General features: G+C 62.2%; 18 protein-coding genes. 7 read left to right on the top strand and 11 right to left on the bottom strand.

The window, feature by feature from the left end; genetic code table 11:
- Positions 1-135: 135 nt before the first annotated feature.
- Entirely contained in the window at positions 136-1,068 is a 933-nt protein-coding gene (locus TU82_RS03240) for an IS110 family transposase (protein WP_057721670.1), read from the bottom strand.
- Between the two features lie 337 nt (positions 1,069-1,405).
- Between TU82_RS03240 and TU82_RS03235 the strand changes: the two genes are divergently transcribed.
- Complete coding sequence (locus TU82_RS03235) at positions 1,406-2,281, top strand: aldose 1-epimerase (RefSeq protein ID WP_057721669.1); 876 nt, start codon at positions 1,406-1,408, stop codon at positions 2,279-2,281.
- A gap of 189 nt (positions 2,282-2,470) precedes the next feature.
- On the opposite strand, the gene TU82_RS03230 is transcribed toward TU82_RS03235, so the two are convergent.
- The 6 genes from TU82_RS03230 to TU82_RS03205 all read right to left on the bottom strand — a co-directional run bounded on the left by TU82_RS03230 (position 2,471) and on the right by TU82_RS03205 (position 9,530).
- Positions 2,471-3,616 carry an HlyD family secretion protein gene (locus TU82_RS03230; protein ID WP_057721668.1) on the bottom strand — a complete coding sequence of 382 codons (1,146 nt, stop codon included), beginning with the start codon at positions 3,614-3,616 and terminating at the stop codon, positions 2,471-2,473.
- A complete protein-coding gene (locus TU82_RS03225) occupies positions 3,613-5,259 on the bottom strand; it encodes an MFS transporter (RefSeq protein ID WP_057721667.1) in 1,647 nt (548 codons plus the stop codon). Before TU82_RS03225 ends, TU82_RS03230 begins: the two co-directional genes overlap by 4 nt.
- A gap of 184 nt (positions 5,260-5,443) precedes the next feature.
- Entirely contained in the window at positions 5,444-6,922 is a 1,479-nt protein-coding gene (locus TU82_RS03220; RefSeq protein ID WP_057721666.1) for a DASS family sodium-coupled anion symporter, read from the bottom strand.
- 163 nt (positions 6,923-7,085) lie between these two features.
- Complete coding sequence (locus TU82_RS03215; RefSeq protein ID WP_057721665.1) at positions 7,086-7,898, bottom strand: sulfite exporter TauE/SafE family protein; 813 nt, start codon at positions 7,896-7,898, stop codon at positions 7,086-7,088.
- Entirely contained in the window at positions 7,899-9,143 is a 1,245-nt protein-coding gene (locus tag TU82_RS03210; protein WP_057721664.1) for an NAD(P)/FAD-dependent oxidoreductase, read from the bottom strand.
- A 51-nt stretch (positions 9,144-9,194) separates the two neighbouring features.
- Positions 9,195-9,530, bottom strand: a complete 336-nt coding sequence (locus tag TU82_RS03205) for an ArsR/SmtB family transcription factor (protein ID WP_057007617.1) — start codon at positions 9,528-9,530, stop codon at positions 9,195-9,197.
- 94 nt (positions 9,531-9,624) lie between these two features.
- Here TU82_RS03205 and TU82_RS03200 point away from each other — a divergent pair, with 94 nt between their 5' ends.
- Positions 9,625-10,488: an MBL fold metallo-hydrolase gene (locus TU82_RS03200; protein WP_057721663.1), complete on the top strand. Its 864-nt coding sequence runs from the start codon at positions 9,625-9,627 to the stop codon at positions 10,486-10,488.
- Between the two features lie 120 nt (positions 10,489-10,608).
- Here TU82_RS03200 and bkdR read toward each other — a convergent pair whose 3' ends face one another.
- Positions 10,609-11,097, bottom strand: coding sequence for a Bkd operon transcriptional regulator BkdR (bkdR, locus tag TU82_RS03195; RefSeq protein WP_057721662.1), 489 nt, complete (start codon positions 11,095-11,097; stop codon positions 10,609-10,611).
- Between the two features lie 195 nt (positions 11,098-11,292).
- Between bkdR and TU82_RS03190 the strand changes: the two genes are divergently transcribed.
- The 5 genes from TU82_RS03190 (at position 11,293) to TU82_RS03170 (ending at position 17,431) form a co-directional block, all read left to right on the top strand.
- Complete coding sequence (locus TU82_RS03190) at positions 11,293-12,528, top strand: 3-methyl-2-oxobutanoate dehydrogenase (2-methylpropanoyl-transferring) subunit alpha (protein WP_057721661.1); 1,236 nt, start codon at positions 11,293-11,295, stop codon at positions 12,526-12,528.
- A gap of 1 nt (position 12,529) precedes the next feature.
- Positions 12,530-13,588 (top strand): alpha-ketoacid dehydrogenase subunit beta, encoded by a 1,059-nt coding sequence (locus TU82_RS03185; RefSeq protein WP_017136257.1) that lies wholly within the window; start codon positions 12,530-12,532, stop codon positions 13,586-13,588.
- Positions 13,589-14,848, top strand: coding sequence for a dihydrolipoamide acetyltransferase family protein (locus TU82_RS03180; protein ID WP_057721660.1), 1,260 nt, complete (start codon positions 13,589-13,591; stop codon positions 14,846-14,848).
- A gap of 4 nt (positions 14,849-14,852) precedes the next feature.
- Positions 14,853-16,232, top strand: coding sequence for a dihydrolipoyl dehydrogenase (gene lpdA / locus TU82_RS03175; protein ID WP_057721659.1), 1,380 nt, complete (start codon positions 14,853-14,855; stop codon positions 16,230-16,232).
- Between the two features lie 179 nt (positions 16,233-16,411).
- Positions 16,412-17,431, top strand: coding sequence for a branched-chain amino acid aminotransferase (locus TU82_RS03170; RefSeq protein ID WP_057721658.1), 1,020 nt, complete (start codon positions 16,412-16,414; stop codon positions 17,429-17,431).
- A gap of 125 nt (positions 17,432-17,556) precedes the next feature.
- Here TU82_RS03170 and TU82_RS27540 read toward each other — a convergent pair whose 3' ends face one another.
- The 3 genes from TU82_RS27540 to TU82_RS03150 form a co-directional block, all read right to left on the bottom strand.
- Positions 17,557-18,450, bottom strand: coding sequence for a GNAT family acetyltransferase (locus TU82_RS27540; protein ID WP_082631951.1), 894 nt, complete (start codon positions 18,448-18,450; stop codon positions 17,557-17,559).
- Positions 18,451-18,512: 62 nt separating this feature from the next.
- A complete protein-coding gene (locus TU82_RS03155; protein ID WP_057721657.1) occupies positions 18,513-19,346 on the bottom strand; it encodes a TIGR03915 family putative DNA repair protein in 834 nt (277 codons plus the stop codon).
- Positions 19,343-20,563 (bottom strand): putative DNA modification/repair radical SAM protein, encoded by a 1,221-nt coding sequence (locus TU82_RS03150; RefSeq protein WP_057721656.1) that lies wholly within the window; start codon positions 20,561-20,563, stop codon positions 19,343-19,345. The genes TU82_RS03155 and TU82_RS03150 overlap by 4 nt, the downstream gene beginning before the upstream one ends.
- Positions 20,564-20,746 lie beyond the last annotated feature (183 nt).

Raw genomic sequence — 20,746 nt, 5'->3', positions numbered from 1 at the left:
CAATTTCAAGAACAAGGATGCTTGAATGTGGGAGCAACTGTCTTAATGGATTCAATTCAGAAGTCATTTTTCATAGACAGCAAAGCTCCCACAGCCTTAAGTCGTGCGATGTTGGAGGAAATAGCTGCTACCGCGCTAAGCGGTACGCTCTTTCCATTCAGTACGGTCGCGCAGCATCGCGTTCAGGCGTACCAACAAAACGCGCATACAGGCGATCAACGCGACTTTGGCGCATTTCCCTTTATCACGTAGCGCCTTATATCGAGTCCCGAATTCTGGCTGGTCCCGGATGACCACCCAACAGGCCATGTAAAGTGGGCGACGAGCTGAAAACCTTCCGCCACTAATGTGGCGTGCACCTTTATGCCTTCCGCTGTCGTTGTTGTACGGAGCGAGGCCCGCTAATGCCGCGATAGGGCGCCCTCCAATCTCCCCCAGCTCAGGCAGGTAAGCCATAAGACTGGTGGCAGTAACCAGACCAATTCCTTTGACTGAACACAGTCGAGCCACCTTTTCGCTATCTAGCTCGTTCGCACTTTGACGAATCAGTCGATCTATCGCCTCCACTGCCGTGTTCAAATAGTCGATATGGCTCTGCAATGCAGGCTTTACCGCATCGCAGGAAGCCGTTTTCAGGCGTCGTCTGTCGTCATCTCTTTGCTGAACAAAATGTTCCCGCTGCTGGACCAGCGCGCGCAGCTTGTCGTGTTCCGGGCTTGTGATTCGGGCACTTGGCGAGTCTAGAACGGCTGCATAGTGCGCCAGAGACTTTGCGTCTATCGGGTCGGTTTTGGCTTTCTGGCCCATCGCTCTGGAAAACTCTTTGGCACGACGGGGATTAACGCACATAACCTCAAGGCCGGCAGCCTGAGCCGCTTTGACGATTTTGCGCTCGTAACCGCCCGTGGCTTCCACCAACACGCGACTAACCTGGTAAAGCATTAGCCACCCGATCAACGCTGGTAAGTCTCTTTCAGTGTTGGAACAGCTTACCCCAGCTTCAAGTAAATGAATCCGAGCCTCAAGACTGTCTTTGGAAACATCAATGCCTGCAGAGTAGGAAAACATTGCCAAACCCTCTTACACTTAGAGTGAGAGCGCTCTGGCTTGGCCCACGCTTGTAACTGTTCGAGGTGGGCTCGTTCAACTGTTCGGGCTCATGTCCAGAGCGGAGAGGTGAGTAGCAGCGTGGGCTCCCACACGTGCTTTAAGCACTCGGGGCATTCAGCTTGCTACTCACCGCTCTCACCCTCAGTCTAATCCTGACTCAAGACACAAGGGGGCTTGCTCCTGATAGCGGTGGTTCAGTCAAAGTTGCATCAGCTGACCCACTGCTATCGGGGGCAAGCCCCCTCCCACACTTCGAGCAGCGCTGTGTTTACCATTTCCATAAGGCAGGTCAATCGTGATTGAGCTTTCGGACCCCTTCACCCACCTGGTGCTCGCCCCGGCCATCGGCGGCGCCATCGTGAACTGGACGGTACGCGCCACCGGCCAGCCGCTGTTGCGCAATAGCGATGAGCAGGCGATCAACACCGGGCTGCCGGGCAAGCTGGGCTGCTACCCCTTGGCGCCCTGGTCAAACCGAATCGCCCACGGCGGCTTCGACAACCCCGACGGCTGGCTGGCCCTCAATCCCAACAGCCTCACTGACCCGCTGCCGATTCATGGCTCGGCCTGGCAGCAGGCGTGGCAGGTGAGCAGCCAAACCGCCGATGAAGTGGTGTTGCACTTGCTTTGCGACACACCGTTCGCGTACCGCGCCGAGCAACGGTTTCGGTTGCACGATGGGGTGCTGGCGATTGAATTGCGCGTGACTCATCTGGCCGAAAACGCGGCGTGGCATGGGCTGGGATTGCATCCGTATTTCCCGCGTCGTCCGGATACGCGGTTACAGGCGAAGGCGTCGCAGGCGTGGATGAGCGATGCGGCCAAGCTGCCGACGCAATTGGCGGCGGTGCCGCAGGATTGGGATTTTGGGCAAACCAAACCGCTGCCGGAGGGGCTGGTGGATAACGGCTTTTGTGGCTGGGACGGGCACTGCCTGATCGAGCAACCGCAGCTTGGGTACAGCCTCGAGTGCCAGGCCACCGGCGCCGATTACTTCCTGCTGTATTGCCCGCCGGGGTTGGAATTTTTCTGCATCGAGCCGGTAAGCCATCCGGTGAATGCCCATCACTTGCCGGGAAGGCCGGGCCTGAAACTGCTGGAACAAGGCCAGTCAACCCACCTCAATTTCAACCTGAAATACACTCCAAATGTGGGAGGGGGCTTGCTCTAATGCCAGTCAAAGGCTTTTTGTAGGAGCGAGCTTGCTCGCGAAAAACTCACAGGCACCGCGTTTATTCAGGAAGCACGCGTTATCGTTGACGTTTTTCGCGAGCAAGCTCGCTCCTACAGACTGTTGGAACAAGGCCAGTCGACCCACCTCAATTTCAACCTGAAATACACTCCAAATGTGGTGTCAATGTCAGGGCGGACTATTCTTCAGGCGCCCTGCCGTATCGATACTCACCACCACCGACAACCCCGGCCGCAATCGTTCACTCTCGGCCTGGTCAGGGTCCACGGTGATCCGCACCGGCACGCGCTGGGCGATCTTGACGAAGTTGCCGGTGGCGTTGTCCGCCTGCAACAGGCTGAACTCCGAGCCGGTTGCCGGGGAAATATGCTGCACCGTGCCGTGAAACCTGCGGTGGTTCAATGCATCCACGGTGAAGGTCACCGGCTGGCCGACCTGCACATTGTCCATCTGGGTTTCCTTCATATTGGCGATCACCCACAACTGCTTGGGCACCAGCGCCATCAACTGCGCACCGGAGTTGACGTAGGCCCCGAGGCGCACGCCGATCTGCCCCAACTGGCCATCCCGGGGTGCGGTGATGCGGGTGTTGGACAGGTCGATCCGGGCCAATTCCACCGCCGCCTCCGCACTGGCCACTGCGGCCTCCAGGGAGCCGCGATTGACGATCACCGTTTGCAGGTCCTGCCGCGCGATTTCCAGGCTGGCCTGGGCCTGGGCCACGGCGGCGACGGTCTGGGCATTGGCGGCGCGGGTGACGTCCAGCTCACGCCTGGACACCGAGCCGTCGCTGATCAGCTCTTCATTGCGGCGCAGGTCGGCGGTGCTTTTGCGCGCCTGGGCCTGGCTGTCGACCAGCGCGGCCTGGCGCAACTTGATGGTCGCTTCGGCGCTGTTGCGTTGCTGCACTACATTGGCCAGCGAAGCCTTCTGCACCGCCAGTTGCGCCAGGGCCTGGTCCAGGCGCTGCTTGTAGATGCGGTCATCGAGGCGCACCAGCAGGTCACCGGCCTTCACATACTGGAAATCCTGCACCGGCACTTCGAATACATAGCCGCTGAGCTGCGGGCCGATGATCGTCACCTGCCCACGCACCAAGGCATTTTCGGTGGTTTCCACGGCGCTGCTGAACGGCGGCAGTTGCCACGCGTACAGCACGATCAGCACGCCGACGATGGCAACCGCGGCAAAGCCCAGGGACGAAAGGAGGCGTACTCGCAACGAGCGCGGTTCGGTCACAGCGGCGCCCGGCGGCGTGGTGCCCTCGGGCGTGGAAGCGATGGCGTTGGTAGTCGTGGTCGTGGGTTCGGTCATGAAGAGGCGCCGACAGGTTGAACGGAAGGGGTGGCTGCTTTGGTGGTGCTCATCAGCCACAGGCTGCGGATAAAGATCCAGATCATGGTCAGGATCGCGATGATCGCAATCAACATGAAGACATCGTTGTACGCCATGACGTTCGCCTCACGGGTGGCCGCCGTAGCCAGGCTGCGGATGCCCATGAGGTTGCGCAGTTCCGGGTCGGCAACGATACCACCATAGGCCGAGCCGCCACTCTGTACCCGCGCCGCGACGCGGGGGTCGAGCAAGGTCAGGTGCTCGACGATCATGCTCGAGTGATACTTCTCGCGCACGATCTGGAAGGTGCCGAGCAACGCCGCGCCGATCAGGCCGCCGAGGTTCTGGCAAATCCCGAACATCACCGAAAAACTCACCAGGTTGCGCGGGTTGGTCAATACATTCCTGGTGCCCAGCACCATGGTCGGCCCGAGAAAGAAGGTACCGCCGAAGCCTAGCAGGAACTGGCTGATATACAGGTTCTGCGGTCGCGTCAGGTTGCTGGAAAAACTGTCCATGACCGACCCCGTCGCCATCAACGCCAGGGAGATGATCAGTGGCATCAGCAAGTGTGCCGGATTGATCGTCAAGGCGCTGACCACCAGGCCGGCAATCGCCCCGACCAGCATCACCACGTACAGCGTATGCATCTGCTGGTAACTCATGTTCAGCATCTGCATGAAACCCACCGCACCGGTGGATTGTTCGGACAGCACCATCCGAATCAGGATCACCGCCAAGGCCAGGCGAATCATGGTGCCGCTGCCCAGCCAGCGGGTCATCAGCATCGGGTTGGCGCGGTTATGTTCGATGGCCAGGCCGGCCATGATCAGCACCAGCGAACAGGCCGAGGCGATGCCGATCCAGGGCGCCTCCAGCCACCAGTCGATGCGCCCCAGGGACAACACCGCGCAGAGCAAGGCGACGCCGGTGGCCAGGATCGCGAAGGTGAGGAAATCGAGTTTTTCAAAGGTCTTGAACCGGTCGCCGGGCGGCAACTTGAGCAGGAACACACAGCCCAGGCAGATCAGCGCCAGGCCCAGCTCGAACAGGTATAGCCCGCGCCATTCGGCAATTTGCAGCAAATCTTCAGAGAACAAACGCGCCAGCGGCAATGCCAGCTGCGCAGTGCCCAGCCCCAGCACCAGGGCTTTCAAGCGCCACTTGGCCGGGAACGCCTGGATCATGTAGTACAAGCCCAACGAACTCAGCGCCGCCCCCACCATGCCGTGGGCCGCCCGCACGGCGATGGCCGAGTTGAGATCATTGACGAACAAGTGGCCGAAGGTCACCAGCGCATACAACACCAGGAACACCTCGGTAAACGCCCGCAGGCCGAACTGCTGGCGAAATTTTACCAGCAGCAGGTTCATGCACACGTTAGTCATCACATAGGCAGCGGGCAGCCAGGCCATTTCCGCCGTGGTCGCGCCCAGGGCGCCTTGCAGGTATTGCAGGTTGGCGATGACCAGGGCGTTGCCCAACCCGCCCGTGATCGCCACCAGCACGCCGACCAGCGCGAACAGCCAGCGCTTGTGGGTGGGGTGCAGCGGCGTCGACGGCGAACCGGGCAAGCTCGGCCGCTCGTGGGGTTGCCATGTATGCGGGGTGTATTTATCCATTCGGTGACCTTGATGAGCCGACGCGTAAGGCTGGTGGAGCCATTACTTAGAGAACAGTAACCTGAGGTACGTTCATCTCGCCATGTATCAAGCGTGCACGGTCAAACTGTGGGAACGATCAAAAATTCCGGTCGGCTCGAAGGCCGCCATCGCAGGCAAGCCAGCTCCCACATGGAATGCACGGTCAGACCCACCCCAACCAACTCCAATACGTCGCCGCAAACACCAGCATCAACCCATACCCGATCAACGTCACCAAAACCCCCACCTTGGCAAACTGCCGCGCCGTGAACGTTCCCGTCCCCAGGCACACCATATTCTGCGGCGCATTGATCGGCAGGATAAACCCGTAGCTCATCACAAACCCCAGCAGCATGGTCATGCCCAACCGGCTGAAATCCCCCGGCAAGGTCTGCAGCACCGCAATCAGGATCGGCAGCAACGCCGAGGTCAGCGCCGTGGCGCTGGCGAACCCCAGGTGAATCAGGATCAGGAACGCCCCAAGAATTGCAAACACCCCCAACGGCCCCACCTGATCCAGTCCCGTGTGGGCCACAACGGTAGAGCCCAGCCACTGTCCGGCCTGGGTCGTCAGCAACGCCGTGCCCAGGCTGATGCCCACGCCGAACACGATGACCGTGCCCCACGGGATCCGCGACTGCACATCCTTCCAGCTCATCACGCCAATGCCCGGCAGCAGCAGGAATACCAACCCGGCGTAGGTTGTGGAGGTGGTGTCGAAACTGTGCAGCCGGCCTTCTGTCGCCCAGGCCAGCAGCAGCAGGACCGACACGCTCAACAGCCGCTTCTGCGGCCCGGTCATCGGCCCGATTTCCACCAGCGACTGCGCCACCGCCTCTTTACCCCCCGGGATACTGTCGGTTTCCGGCGGCAACAGCTTGAGCACCAGGAACAGCAACACGGCCGACATGATCAACGCCCACGGCGCACCGGCGATCAGCCAGTCGATCCACGACACGCGTTGGCCGAGCATCTTGTCCATGAAGCCGACTGTCAGCAGGTTCTGCGCAGCGGCGGTCTGTATGCCGACGTTCCAGATGCTGGTGCCCTGGGCCACTACGATCATGATGCCGGCGGCGATGTTCGAGCGCTTGTCGACGCCGAACGCGGCGATCACGCCCATCATGATCGGCACCACACAGGCACTGCGCGCGGTGGCGCTGGGCACCACCAGGCTGAGCAGGATGGTCACCGCAATCGCCCCGAGCAGGATGCGCCGGGTGCTGGTGCCGACTCGACTGAGCGTGACCAGCGCGATACGCCGGTCCAGACCGGTGTGGGTCATGGCGGCGGCGATAAACAGCGCGCCCGCCACCAGCGCCAGCGCCGGATTGGAGAACCCGGTGAGCGCCATGCTGATCGCCGGGCTGGTGCCGATCAGGTGCGCGGGGTCCTGGATCGACGGCGCGGTACCGAGCAAAAACGCCATGAGCGAAGTGATCATGATCGCACTGGCTTCATAGGACACCGCTTCGGTGATCCACACCACCACGGCAAACGCGAGGATCGCCAGCATGCGATGCCCGGCCACCGGCAAATCGGCGGGCAGCGGCAACAGCAGCACGCCGATCATTACCAGCACGGCGAACACCAGGCCGAGGGGTAATTTGAATGATGCAGCGGTTGTTGCGGGGGCGTTCATGGGGGTGCTCCGTGAGCCGTCAGATCAAGCCCTGAGCATGGCGCAAACTGCCGCACGCGGTGTTGACGGGTATCAACTCCCCAGCCCGACGGCGCTGAACCCGCCGAAAAGTCATCAGTTGCCGCTCACCGCAAGCGCGCCCTTCCCTCACTTGGACTGTATTTCAGGTCCGGAGCAAAGCATTCATCAGCATTCCAGCCGCCACCAGCACACACAAGCCGGCAAACCCCACTTGCAGCGCACGCGCAGGAATCACTGAGCACAAGCGCCGTCCGGCCAACATGCCGACAATACTCGCCACGATAAATGCCCAGCCCACCGGCTCGATATTCACACCGGCGTGAAAGGCCCCCGCCACGCCGATCAGCGACAGCAGGCTGACCACCATCAACGAGGTCGCGACGATCCCGCGCATCTGCACATCGGTCAGTTGCTTGAACGCCGGCACGATCAGAAAGCCGCCGCCCACGCCGAGCAAACCCGAGACCGCACCGGTGACCGCGCCCAATGCCGCCAGGGTCGCACTGCATTTGGCGGTCCAGGCCAGGCGTCCGGTCTGCTGGTTGAGCATGCAGTTCTTCTGGCCCCAGGAGGCCGCGCCATGGTCACTCGGCCCGGCCTCGACCTTTTCGCGCCGCAGCATGCGCCAGGCCACCAGCACCATCAGGGCGCTGAACAGGCCCATCAGCACCGGCTCCGACAGTTGATGGGCGACGAATACGCCCAGCGGAGAGAACAACGCACCCAGCAACGCAATCAATAACGCCGCACGGTAACGCACCAGTCCATGGCGCAGGCCGTCAATCGCCCCCACCGCCGCCGCCGCACCCACGGCGAGCAACGACACCGGTGCGGCCTGGGTCATCGTCAACCCCAGTCCCAGCACCAGCGCCGGCACCCCGAGGATGCCGCCGCCCGCGCCGGTCAAGCCCATGACCAGGCCCATCAAGATACCCAACACACTCGCCAGCAGCATTCAGTCCACCTTGCTCAGCCGGGTCAGCCACTCGCGGCCCTTGAGCATGCCGTTCCAGTAGAACCACGGCAGCAGCGTGGCCTTGAGGAACCACATCGAACGGCGCGCCCGGGTCGGGTCGAGGGGAAAGGTCGGCAGCAGCTTGCCGCCGTAGCCGAACTCGGCCAGCACCACCTTGCCCTTCTCCACCGTCAGCGGGCAGGAGCCGTAGCCGTCGTACTTGAGCGGCAGCGGCGCCTGTTTGCGCAGGGCCAGCAGGTTTTCGGCCACCACCACGATCTGCTTGCGCACCGCTGCGGCGGTCTTGGCGTTGGCGGTGCCGCACACGTCGCCCAGGCCAAAGATGTGCGGGTAGCGCAGGTGCTGCAGGCTGTGAGGATTCACTTCGCACCAGCCGGCGGCGTCGGCCAGCGGGCTTTGGCGGATAAAATCCGGGGCGACTTGCGGCGGCACGACGTGGAGCATATCGAAGGTTTTCTCTTCGACGCTCACGTTACCCTCTGCGTCCTTGACTTCAAACCAGGCTTTGCGCGCCGGGCCGTCGACCTTCACGAGGTTGGCATTGAACGCCAGCCGCGCGTTGTATTTCTCGACGTACTTCATCAACGGCGGCACAAAGGTCGCCACGCCGAACAGCGCGGCACCGGCCAGGTTGAATTCGACCTCGATGTTTTTCAGGCTGCCCTGCCTGAGCCAATGATCGCAGGACAGGTACATGGCCTTCTGCGGCGCGCCGGCGCATTTGATCGGCATGGCCGGCTGGGTGAACAGCGCCTTGCCACCCTTGAGCTGCTGCACCAGTTGCCAGGTATAGGCGGCATGTTCATAGCTGTAGTTGGAGGTGACGCCGTGGCGACCGAGGGTATCCTGCAGGCCCTCGATCTTTTCCCAGGCCAGGCGCAGGCCGGGGCAGACAATCAGTTTTTTCCAGGTGACGCGCTGGCCGCTGTCGAGCACCAGGGTCTGTTCGTCAGGCAGTAATTCGCTGACGGCGGCCTGGACCCAGGTGACGCCATCGGGCAGTACGTCGGCCAGCGGGCGCCGGGTCTTTTGCAGGTCGTAGGCGCCGCCGCCCACCAGGGTCCAGGCGGGTTGATAGCAATGGTAGTCGTTGGGTTCGATCAGGATGAGGTTCAGTTGCGGGTCGCGCTTGAGCAGGCTGGCCAGCAGGCCGATGCCTGCCGAACCGCCGCCGATGACTACGATATCGCCACTGATGGTGGGTCCCCAGTGTTGTTCGGTCATGGTCTACTGCCTTTTTGAGTCAATGCACACAAGGGTCGCTGCCGGATGGCGTCACGCCCAGCTTTTTATCACCGCGCCGCAGTACAGGCCGGACAGGGTCTTCATCACTTGAATCACTTCGTGGCTGGCCAATCCGTAGAAAATGTATTTGCCTTCCCGACGGGTGGCGACCAACCCTTCGTCCCGCAGGATGCCCAACTGTTGTGACAGCGTGGGCTGGCGCACGCCGGTCTGGGCTTCCAGCTCGCCGACGTTGCGTTCGCCCAGGGTCAACTGGCAGAGGATCAACAAGCGGTCTTCATTGGCCAGCGCCTTGAGCAAGGAACAGGCCTTGGACGCCGATGCACGCAACTGGGCGACCTCGCCCTCACTCAACGTAGATTCCATTTGCCTCGGTTCCTTCATCTCACTTAAGCTCAAGACATTATGTTTAAACGTAAACTGATTGTAACCACATTTTTCCCAAACAGAGACAGCCGCCATGCCAGCGTTGATTCAAGCCTTTCTGGATGAGGCATCGTCGACCTACACCTATGTGGTCTATGAAGCCGATGGCGGCCCCTGCGCCATCGTCGATTCGGTGCTCAACTACGACCCGGCGTCCGGGCGCACCGATACCGCGCAGGCCGACAAGGTGATTGCCTTCGTCCGCGAGCATGGCCTGCAGGTGCAGTGGCTGCTGGAAACCCACGCCCACGCCGATCACCTCTCCGCCGCGCCGTACCTGCGCCGCACCCTGGGCGGCAAGATTGCGATTGGCCAGTCCATCAGCAAGGTGCAAGGCGTATTCAAGCAGCTGTTCAACCTGGAGCCGGCGTTTCGTGTCGATGGCTCGCAGTTCGATCACCTGTTTGCGCCGGATGAAATCTTCCATATCGGTGGCCTGCAGGCCCAGGCGCTGCATGTGCCCGGGCATACCCCGGCGGACATGGCCTACCTGATCGACGGGCGCTTGATCCTGGTGGGCGACACCCTGTTCATGCCCGATGTCGGCACCGCCCGCTGCGACTTCCCCGGCGGCGATGCGCGGCAGTTGTACGCGTCGATGCGCAAGCTGCTGGCGTTCCCCTCGGACACCAAGCTGTATGTATGCCATGACTATCCACCCGAGGGCCGTGAAGCGAAGTGCCAAACGACCGTGGCGGAACAACGAGCAGGGAATATTCATGTGCATGACGGGGTGGATGAGGCGGCGTTTGTAGCGATGCGCACCAGCCGGGATGCCGGATTGGGCATGCCGACTTTGTTGCTGCCGGCGATTCAAGTGAATGTGCGGGCGGGGAACATGCCGCCGGCTGAAGACAACGGTGTCACCTACCTCAAGATTCCCCTCAACCAACTTTGAAATGCAGTCAAAAATGTGGGAGGGGGCTTGCCCCCGATGGCGGAGGGTCAGCTACAGATAAGCTGACTGTCACACCGCTATCGGGGGCAAGCCCCCTCCCACATATTGTTCCGTGTTGAATCAGGAGCCCAGGTTTATGCCGTTGGCCGGCAGCGGCAGCGCGGTTTTATAGCGCACCTGCTTCAAGGCAAAACTGGAGCGAATGTTCGCCACCCCCGGCACCTTGGTCAGAAAGTCCATCATGAACCGCTCCAGCGCCTGGATCGTCGGCACCAGCACCCGGATCAGATAGTCCGGGTCGCCGGCCATCAGGTAACACTCCATCACTTCCGGGCGGTCCGAGATCGCGCCTTCGAACTGCTGCAACGCCAGTTCATTCTGCTTTTCCAGGCTCACATGGATGAACACATTGACGTGCAACCCCAGCAGGTCGGCGTCCAGCAGCGTGACCTGCTCGCGAATCAGGCCCAGCTCCTCCATCGCCTTCACCCGGTTGAAGCACGGCGTGGGCGACAGGTTGACCGAGCGGGCCAGGTCGGCGTTGGTGATGCGGGCATTCTCCTGCAGGGCATTGAGAATGCCGATATCGGTACGGTCCAGTTTGCGCATGAGACAAAATCACCTGTTTATTATGTTTATGCAGATTTTTTATCCGCAAATGATCCTGAGCGCAACGAAACACAGATAAATATTCTTCTACGCCACGCCTATGATTGTTGTAGGACAAGATTTCTTCTACCCGAAGACTGACTGTCAGCTAGCGCGCCCACTACAAGAAATTCACAAGATCGAGCGTAGAAAGCCATGAACCAGCCGTATGCACCGCTGCGCCTGCACGTTCCCGAACCCTCGGGCCGCCCGGGCTGCAAGACCGACTTCACCTACCTGCGCCTGACCGACGCCGGCCTGGTACGCAAACCCGCCATCGACGTGGAACCGGCCGACACCGCCGACCTGGCCAAAGGCCTGATCCGCGTGCTCGACGACCAGGGCCAGGCGCTCGGGCCGTGGGCCGAGGGTGTCTCGGCAGACATCATGCGCAAGGGCATGCGCGCGATGCTCAAGACGCGCATCTTCGACAACCGCATGGTGGTCGCCCAGCGCCAGAAAAAGATGTCGTTCTACATGCAGAGCCTTGGCGAAGAAGCCATTGGCAGCGCCCAGGCCCTGGCCTTGAACATCGACGACATGTGCTTCCCCACCTACCGCCAGCAAAGCATCCTGATGGCCCGCGACGTGCCGCTGGTGGACCTGATCTGCCAACTGCTGTCCAACGAACGCGACCCGCTCAAGGGCCGCCAGTTGCCGATCATGTACTCGGTCAAGGACGCCGGTTTCTTCACCATTTCCGGCAACCTCGCCACCCAGTTCGTACAGGGCGTGGGCTGGGGCATGGCCTCGGCGATCAAGGGCGATACCAAGATCGCCTCGGCCTGGATCGGTGACGGTGCCACCGCTGAATCGGACTTCCACACCGCTCTCACTTTCGCCCACGTGTACCGCGCCCCGGTGATTCTCAACGTGGTCAACAACCAGTGGGCCATCTCCACCTTCCAGGCGATTGCCGGCGGTGAAGCCACGACCTTTGCCGGACGCGGCGTGGGTTGCGGCATCGCCTCGCTGCGCGTGGACGGCAACGACTTTATCGCCGTGTACGCCGCCTCCGCCTGGGCAGCCGAGCGCGCGCGCCGCAACCTGGGGCCGACGCTGATCGAGTGGGTGACCTACCGCGCCGGTCCGCACTCGACCTCCGATGATCCGTCCAAGTACCGCCCCGCCGATGACTGGAGCCACTTCCCATTGGGCGACCCGATTGCCCGCCTCAAGCAGCACCTGATCAGGATTGGCCAGTGGTCCGACGAGGAACACGCGGCGGTCAGCGCCGAACTGGAAGCCGAAGTCATCGCCGCGCAAAAACAGGCCGAACAGTACGGCACCCTGGCCGGCGGCCAGATTCCAAGCGCCGCGACCATGTTCGAGGACGTCTATAAAGAGATGCCGGAGCACTTGAAGCGCCAGCGTCAAGAGTTGGGGGTCTGACATGAACGATCACAACAACAGCATCGAACTGGAAACCGCCATGACCACCACCACCATGACCATGATCCAGGCCCTGCGCTCGGCCATGGATGTGATGCTTGAACGTGACGACAACGTGGTGGTGTTCGGCCAGGACGTCGGTTACTTCGGCGGCGTGTTCCGCTGCACCGAAGGGTTGCAGACCAAGTACGGCAGCTCGCGGGTGTTCGACGCACCGATTTCCGAAAGCGGCATCGTCGGCGTCGCGGTGGGCATGGGCGCCTACGGCCTGCGTCCGGTCGCGGAAATCCAGTTTGCCGACTACGTGTACCCCGCCACCGACCAGATCATCTCCGAAGCGGCGCGCCTGCGTTATCGCTCGGCCGGCCAGTTCACCGCGCCCCTGACCATGCGCATGCCGTGCGGCGGCGGCATCTACGGCGGCCAGACCCACAGCCAGAGTATCGAAGCGGTGTTCACCCAGGTCTGCGGCCTGCGCACGGTGATGCCGTCCAACCCGTATGACGCCAAGGGCCTGCTGATCGCCTCCATCGAAAACGATGACCCGGTGATCTTCCTTGAACCCAAGCGTCTGTATAACGGCCCGTTCGATGGCCACCATGACCGTCCGGTGACGCCGTGGTCAAAACACCCGCAAGCCCAGGTGCCGGACGGTTACTACACCGTGCCCCTGGACGTGGCCGCCATCGTGCGCCCAGGTTCCGCTGTGACGGTGCTGACCTACGGCACCACCGTGTATGTGTCGCAAGTGGCCGCCGAAGAGACCGGCATCGATGCCGAAGTCATCGATCTGCGCAGCCTGTGGCCACTGGACCTGGAAACCATCGTCAACTCGGTGAAAAAGACCGGCCGTTGCGTGGTGGTACACGAAGCCACGCGCACCTGCGGGTTTGGCGCCGAGCTGGTGTCGCTGGTGCAGGAGCATTGCTTCCACCACCTGGAAGCGCCGATCGAGCGCGTTACCGGGTGGGACACGCCCTACCCGCACGCGCAGGAGTGGGCGTATTTCCCAGGCCCGTCCCGGGTGGGCGCGGCGTTGAAACGGGTCATGGAGGTCTGAATGGGCACGCACGTTATCAAGATGCCGGACATTGGCGAAGGCATCGCCGAAGTTGAACTGTCGCAATGGCATGTGAAGGTCGGCGACCTGGTCGTCGAAGACCAGGTGCTGGCGGATGTGATGACCGACAAGGCGATGGTGGACATTCCCTCGCCGGTTCACGGCAAGGTGATTTCCCTGGGCGGCGAGCCGGGTGAAGTCATGGCGGTGGGCAGTATTCTGATCAGCATTGAAGTGGAAGGCGCCGGTAACGCCAGGGAAGCGCCGGCAGCGGCCGCACCGGTGGAAAAAGCCGCGCCGGTGCTGGAGAGCAAGCCGGAACCGGTTCAAAGCAAGCCCGCGCCTGTGGCGGCCAAGGTCCAGGCACCCGTGGCCCGGGAGGCCAATGAGCGCCCGCTGGCCTCCCCCGCCGTGCGCAAGCATGCCCTGGATGCGGGTATCCCGTTGCGCCTGGTACAGGGCTCCGGGCCGGCCGGACGGATCCTGCATGAAGATCTCGAGGCCTACCTTCAGCAAGGCGCTAGCACACTTTCGGCAACCGCCAATCCCTATGCCGAACGCAACGACGAGCACCAGATTCCGGTGATCGGCATGCGCCGCAAGATCGCCCAGCGCATGCAGGACGCCACCCGCCGCGCCGCGCATTTCAGCTACGTGGAAGAAATCGACGTCACCGCGTTGGACGAGCTGCGCGTGCACCTCAACGAAAAACACGGCGCCGCACGCGGCAAGCTGACGCTGCTGCCGTTCATCGTGCGTGCCATGGTAGTGGCACTGCGCGATTTCCCGCAGATCAACGCCCGCTACGACGACGACGCCCAGGTCATCACCCGCCTCGGCGCAGTGCATGTAGGCGTCGCCACCCAGAGCGACGTCGGCCTCATGGTGCCGGTAGTGCGCCACGCCGAAGCCCGCAACCTGTGGGGCACGGCCGAAGAAATCACGCGACTGGCAACGGCCGCCCGCAACGGCAAGGCCAGCCGCGATGAGCTGTCGGGCTCGACCATTACCCTGACCAGCCTCGGCGCCCTGGGCGGCATCGTCAGCACGCCGGTGCTGAACCTGCCGGAAGTGGCGATTGTCGGCGTCAACCGTATCGTCGAGCGGCCGATGGTGATCAAGGGCCAGATCGTGGTGCGCAAGATGATGAACCTCTCCAGCTCGTTCGATCACCGTGTGGTCGATGGCATGGACGCGGCGCAATTCATCCAGGCCGTGCGCGGCCTGCTCGAACAACCCGCCAGCCTGTTCCTGGAGTAAGGGCATGACTCAGACACTGCACACCACGCTGCTGATTATCGGCGGCGGCCCTGGCGGTTACGTGGCCGCGATTCGCGCCGGCCAACTGGGCATCCCGACGATTCTGGTGGAAGGCCAGGCGTTGGGCGGCACCTGCCTGAACATCGGCTGCATTCCATCCAAGGCCTTGATCCACGTGGCCGAACAGTTCCAGCAAAGCGTGCACCACAGCCAGGGCTCGCCGCTGGGCATCGAAGTGGCTGCGCCGACTCTGGACATCCGCAAGAGCGTGGAATGGAAGGACGGCATCGTCGACCGCCTGACCACCGGCGTCGCCGCGCTGCTGAAGAAACACAAGGTGCAGGTGATCCACGGCTGGGCCAGGGTGGTGGACGGCAAGACCGTCGACGTCGGCGAACAGCGCATCCAGTGCGAACACCTGCTGCTGGCCACCGGTTCGAAAAGCGTCGAGCTGCCGATGCTGCCGCTGGGCGGGCCGGTCATTTCATCCACCGAAGCCCTGGCCCCTAGCCACGTACCGAAGCGGCTGATCGTGGTGGGTGGCGGTTATATCGGCCTGGAGCTGGGCATCGCCTATCGCAAGCTCGGTGCCGACGTCAGCGTGGTCGAGGCCCAGGATCGCATCCTGCCGGCCTATGACGCCGAGCTGACCCAGCCGGTTAACGAATCGATCAAACAACTCGGGGTCAAGCTGTACCTCAAGCACAGCGTCACCGGCTTTGCCGATAACTGCCTGCAAGTGCGCGATCCGAATGGCGACAGCCTTTCGCTGGAGACGGACCAGGTGCTGGTGGCTGTAGGGCGCAAACCCAACACTCAGGGCTGGAATCTCGAAGCGCTGAACCTGGACATGAACGGCGCCGCTATCAGGATCGACAGCCGTTGCCAGACCAGCATGCGCAATGTGTATGCCATCGGCGATCTCAGCGGCGAGCCGATGCTGGCGCACCGGGCCATGGCCCAGGGCGAGATGGTTGCCGAATTGATCAGCGGCAAATCCCGAGAATTCAACCCGGCGGCGATCCCTGCCGTATGCTTCACCGACCCGGAACTGGTGGTGGTCGGCAAGACCCCGGACGAAGCCAAGGCGGCCGGCCTGGACTGTATCGTGTCGAGCTTCCCGTTCGCAGCCAACGGCCGGGCCATGACCCTGGAGTCGAAAACCGGCTTCGTACGCGTCGTCGCGCGGCGTGACAATCACCTGATTGTCGGCTGGCAGGCGGTGGGGGCCGGGGTGTCGGAACTGTCCACTGCGTTTGGCCTGAGCCTGGAAATGGGCTCGCGGCTGGAGGATGTGGCGGGCACGATCCACGCCCATCCGACCTTGGGCGAAGCGGTGCAGGAAGCCGCGTTGCGAGCTTTGGGGCATGCGTTGCACCTGTAGGAGCGAGCTTGCTCGCGAAAAACGTCAACGAAAACGCGCGCATCCAGACGAAACGCAGTGATCTTGCGTTCTTCGCGAGCAAGCTCGCTCCTACAAGGGGATGCGGACGGCCCTGCGAATGAAGTATTGTTGAGCCCATCCAGAAAAAAATCCGACTTGACCAGAGATTAGAGGGTGTCATGGGTAACGAAAGCATCAATTGGGACAAGCTGGGTTTTGACTACATCAAGACCGACAAGCGGTTTCTCCAGGTCTGGAAAAACGGCGAATGGCAAGCAGGCACCCTGACCGACGACAACGTGCTGCACATCAGCGAGGGTTCCACCGCCCTGCACTATGGCCAGCAGTGCTTTGAAGGCCTCAAGGCCTACCGCTGCAAGGACGGCTCGATCAACCTGTTCCGTCCGGACCAGAACGCCGCGCGCATGCAGCGCAGCTGCGCCCGCCTGCTGATGCCGCATGTGTCGACCGAAGACTTCATCGAAGCCTGCAAGCAAGTGGTCAAGGCCAACGAGCGCTTCATCCCGCCTTACGGCAGCGGCGGCGCGCTGTACCTGCGCCCGTTCGTGATCGGCACCGGTGACAACATCGGTGTGCGCACCGCGCCGGAGTTCATCTTCTCGGTGTTCGCCATCCCGGTCGGTGCCTATTTCAAAGGCGGCCTGGTGCCCCACAACTTCCAGATCTCCACCTTCGACCGCGCCGCCCCACAAGGCACCGGTGCCGCGAAAGTGGGCGGTAACTATGCCGCCAGCCTGATGCCGGGCTCGGAAGCGAAAAAATCCGGCTTCGCCGACGCGATCTACCTGGACCCGATGACCCATTCGAAAATCGAAGAAGTCGGCTCGGCGAACTTCTTCGGCATCACCCATGACAACCAGTTCATCACGCCGAAGTCGCCTTCGGTGCTGCCGGGCATCACCCGCCTGTCGCTGATCGAACTGGCCCAGAGCCGCCTGGGCCTTACCGTGGTCGAGGGCGAAGTGTTCATCGACAAGCTGGATCAATTCAAGGAAGCCGGCGCTTGCGGCACCGCTGCGGTGATCTCGCCGATCGGCGGCATCCAGTACAACGGCAAGCTGCACGTGTTCCACAGCGAAACCGAAGTGGGCCCGATTACCCAGAAACTCTACAAAGAGCTGACGGGCGTGCAGACCGGTGACGTTGAAGCGCCGGCGGGTTGGATCGTCAAGGTCTGATAGCCACAACGCAAAACCCATGTGGGAGGGGGCTTGCCCCCGATAGCAGAGTGTCAGCCACCGAAGATGTGACTGATCCACCGCCATCGGGGGCAAGCCCCCTCCCACATTTGCCTCCTGTGTTCTCAAGATTGGGCAGGAATATTTCCCGCAATCTTCTTGCCCATGCTGATCCTCGGCTCCACCCCGTACCCCAACGCCTCGTAGAACCCCACCACCGCGTCATTGCCGCCGGTGATCTGCAGGTTGATCTTCATGCAACCCAACGCCGTCAACGCCTGTTCCGCGTAACGCACCAACGACGATCCCAGGCCGTGGCGACGATAGTCGGCACGCACCGCCACCGAGTACAGCCAACCGCGATGGCCGTCATAGCCGGCGAGAATCGTACCGATCACGGCCTTTTTATCGGTCGCGACAAAGAACAAGCCGTCATTGACCGCCAGCTTCTTGTCGATCGCCAGGGTCGGCAGGTTATGCGCGGTGTCGTAGCCGAACGCCTCCTGCCACAACTCAACCACTTGCGCACGGTGCTGACGGTCGCGATACGGGCCGATGGGGTGCCGGGACAGCAGGGCCTTTTCCATGACCAGCGTGCGCTCGTTGCCGTGATAGACATCGCGCACGGTGTGAAACCCCAGCTTGCTGTAGAACGGTTCGGCGGTCAGCGAGGACGGCACACTCAGCACCGTCACCCCGGCTTCGCGGGCGCGCAGTTCGATCTCGATCATCAACAGCCGACCAATGCCCTGCCCTTGCAACGCCGGGTTGACGAATACCGAGCGCACCACGTTGGCGTCGAGGGCGGCGGTGGCGACGATCACCTGACCCTGGGTGGCCACCAGCACGACACGGCGCTTGAGCAGCGCCAGCACGGCATCGGGGGTGAAATTGCTCGCCACGCGGGCAATCACATCCGCCGGGTAATCCTGCGCATTGCTGCTGTGCAAGGCCGCCAGGATGACTTGGCTGATGCCTTCGGCATCGGCGGTTTGGGCAAGACGAACAGCGGTAGACATGATTGCTCCTGGCTGCGGGCGCTATGACAGACACCACCATACCAAGTCCCCACCCACATGTTCTAACTGGGCCCGCCTGAAATGCGTTTGCCGGGTTTGGTGCCCACCAGTCTGGCCTGCCCATCCTTCTGTTTGCCCGTGCGCGCCTCGCTGATCAGCCCCGGAATCAACTTGCCCTCCGGCAGGTTCTTCCAGAACCGGCTCGGCAAATGCCCTTCCATCACCTTGGGGTTCAAGCGCGCCGGATTGAAGATGTGGCTGTAATAGGTCAACCACATGGCGCTGTGCGGGTCTTCGACATTCTGCGCCAGTTGCTGCCACGCCTCGGGGCACTGGCGTTGGTGAATCAATTGCTCGCCGTCGTAATACACCCCGTCCAGGGGCGTCGCGATCATCCAGCGATGACGGCCCATGCGCCCGATAAAATGCTGGCTGGCACTGTGCAAAATATCGTGGGCCGGCTCGTGCCAGGCCACGTACTCCGGCAGCTCGGGGCCCGCTTCGGCCGGCAGTGCAATAAACCGCACAAACGCATGCAAGTGATGGGCTTCACGGCTGACCTGCTTGATGCGGCGCTGCAGCTCGCTGCCCAACTTGTCACCGGCCAGCATGGCCGTGCGGTCGCCATGGCTGACCCGCCACAACACTTCGTAGAGCAAACTCCAACGCTGATCGCCGTGGTAACAGGCGGCCGACTCCAGCAGTGGCAACAAGGCCTTGGGAATGCGCGCCTGGAACGGACCCGGCTCGGACGCAATGGGCTGGTCGGTGGCAAACAAATCCGCCACTTCGGCCTCGCCCCAGCTCACCTGGCTGGGGTCGACCTGATGGCTGAGCAGCCAGCGCGCCTGTTCGCGCCAGGTGCTGAACAGGTTGTCGCATTCCAGGCTGATCATCCCCACAACCCCATCTGTTGCGGTTGCGGGCGATCGCGCAGTTGTTCGCGCAGCAATACGCTGGTGCTGTCGGCCTGCTGCGGGTGGTAATCGCTGGTGATGAAGAACGGCTTGGCCTTGGCCAGCACGCAGCGCATGCGCGCCAGGTCTTCGAAGCGGATCTTGCGTTCGCGGCGCAGGTCCACCAGGCGCTGGGTGGTGCGCAGGCCGATGCCGGGGATGCGCGCGATCAAGGTCGGCTCGGCGCGGTTCAGGTCCAGGGGAAACACCTCGCGATGCTCCAGGGCCCACGCCAGCTTGGGGTCGATATCCAGGGCCAGGTGGCCGGGGCCTTCGAACAGCTCGTTAGCGCTGAAACCGTAACTGCGCAGGAGGAAGTCGGCCTGGTACAAACGATGCTCGCGCATCAGCGGCGGCGCGGCCAGGGGCACGCTCTTGGGGCTGTTGGGAATCGGGCTGAACGCCGAGTAATACACGCGGCGCAGCTTGTAATTGCCATACAAGGCTTCGGCACCGTGCAGGATGGTGCTGTCGTCGGTATCGTCGGCGCCGACGATCATCTGGGTGCTCTGCCCGGCCGGGGCGAAGCGCGGTGCGCGAGGTTCGTTGAGCACCGTCTGTTCACCGGTGTAGATGGTTTGCATGGCCTGCTTGATCGAGACGATCTGCTTTTCGGGCGCCAGGGTTTGCAGGCTGGCATCGGTGGGCAGTTCGATGTTCACGCTCAGGCGGTCGGCATAGCGCCCGGCCTCGGCGATCAACGCGGGGTCGGCTTCGGGAATGGTCTTGAGATGGATATAGCCGCGAAAGTCGTGCTCCTCGCGCAGCAGCTTGGCAACCCGCACCAACTGCTCCATGGTGTAGTCGGCTGAACGGATGATGCCGGAACTGAGAAACAGCCCGCTGACGCAATTGCGCTTGTAGAAGTCCAGGGTCAGGGTGACCACTTCTTCCGGGCTGAACCGCGCACGGGGCACGTCGCTGGAACGGCGGTTGACGCAGTATTGGCAGTCATAGAGACAGAAGTTGGTGAGCAGCACCTTGAGCAGCGACACGCAGCGGCCATCGGGCGTATAGCTGTGGCAAATACCCATGCCATCGGTGGAACCCAGCCCGGCCTTGCCTTCGGAGCTGCGCTTGGGCGCGCCGCTGCTGGCGCACGAAGCGTCGTACTTGGCGGCGTCGGCAAGAATGCTGAGTTTTTCGATCAACTGCATGGAGAGCTACCGATACTGGTTTTTTGTACAGTATCAGCAGCAACGCCTTGTCACAAGTACCGCCTGTAGGAGCGAGGCGGGCGGCTAGCCCTTGCTCGCGAAAAACATCAACGATAACGCGCCCCTTCTGAATCAACCCGGCGCCCTCGCGTTCTTCGCGAGCAAGCTCGCTCCTACAGAATC

Origin of the sequence: Pseudomonas orientalis (assembly GCF_001439815.1) — a bacterium.
Taxonomy (GTDB): domain Bacteria; phylum Pseudomonadota; class Gammaproteobacteria; order Pseudomonadales; family Pseudomonadaceae; genus Aquipseudomonas; species Aquipseudomonas orientalis.
Note: the sequence above shows the minus strand (reverse complement) of the source record. Positions and strands in the feature narration are given on the sequence as shown.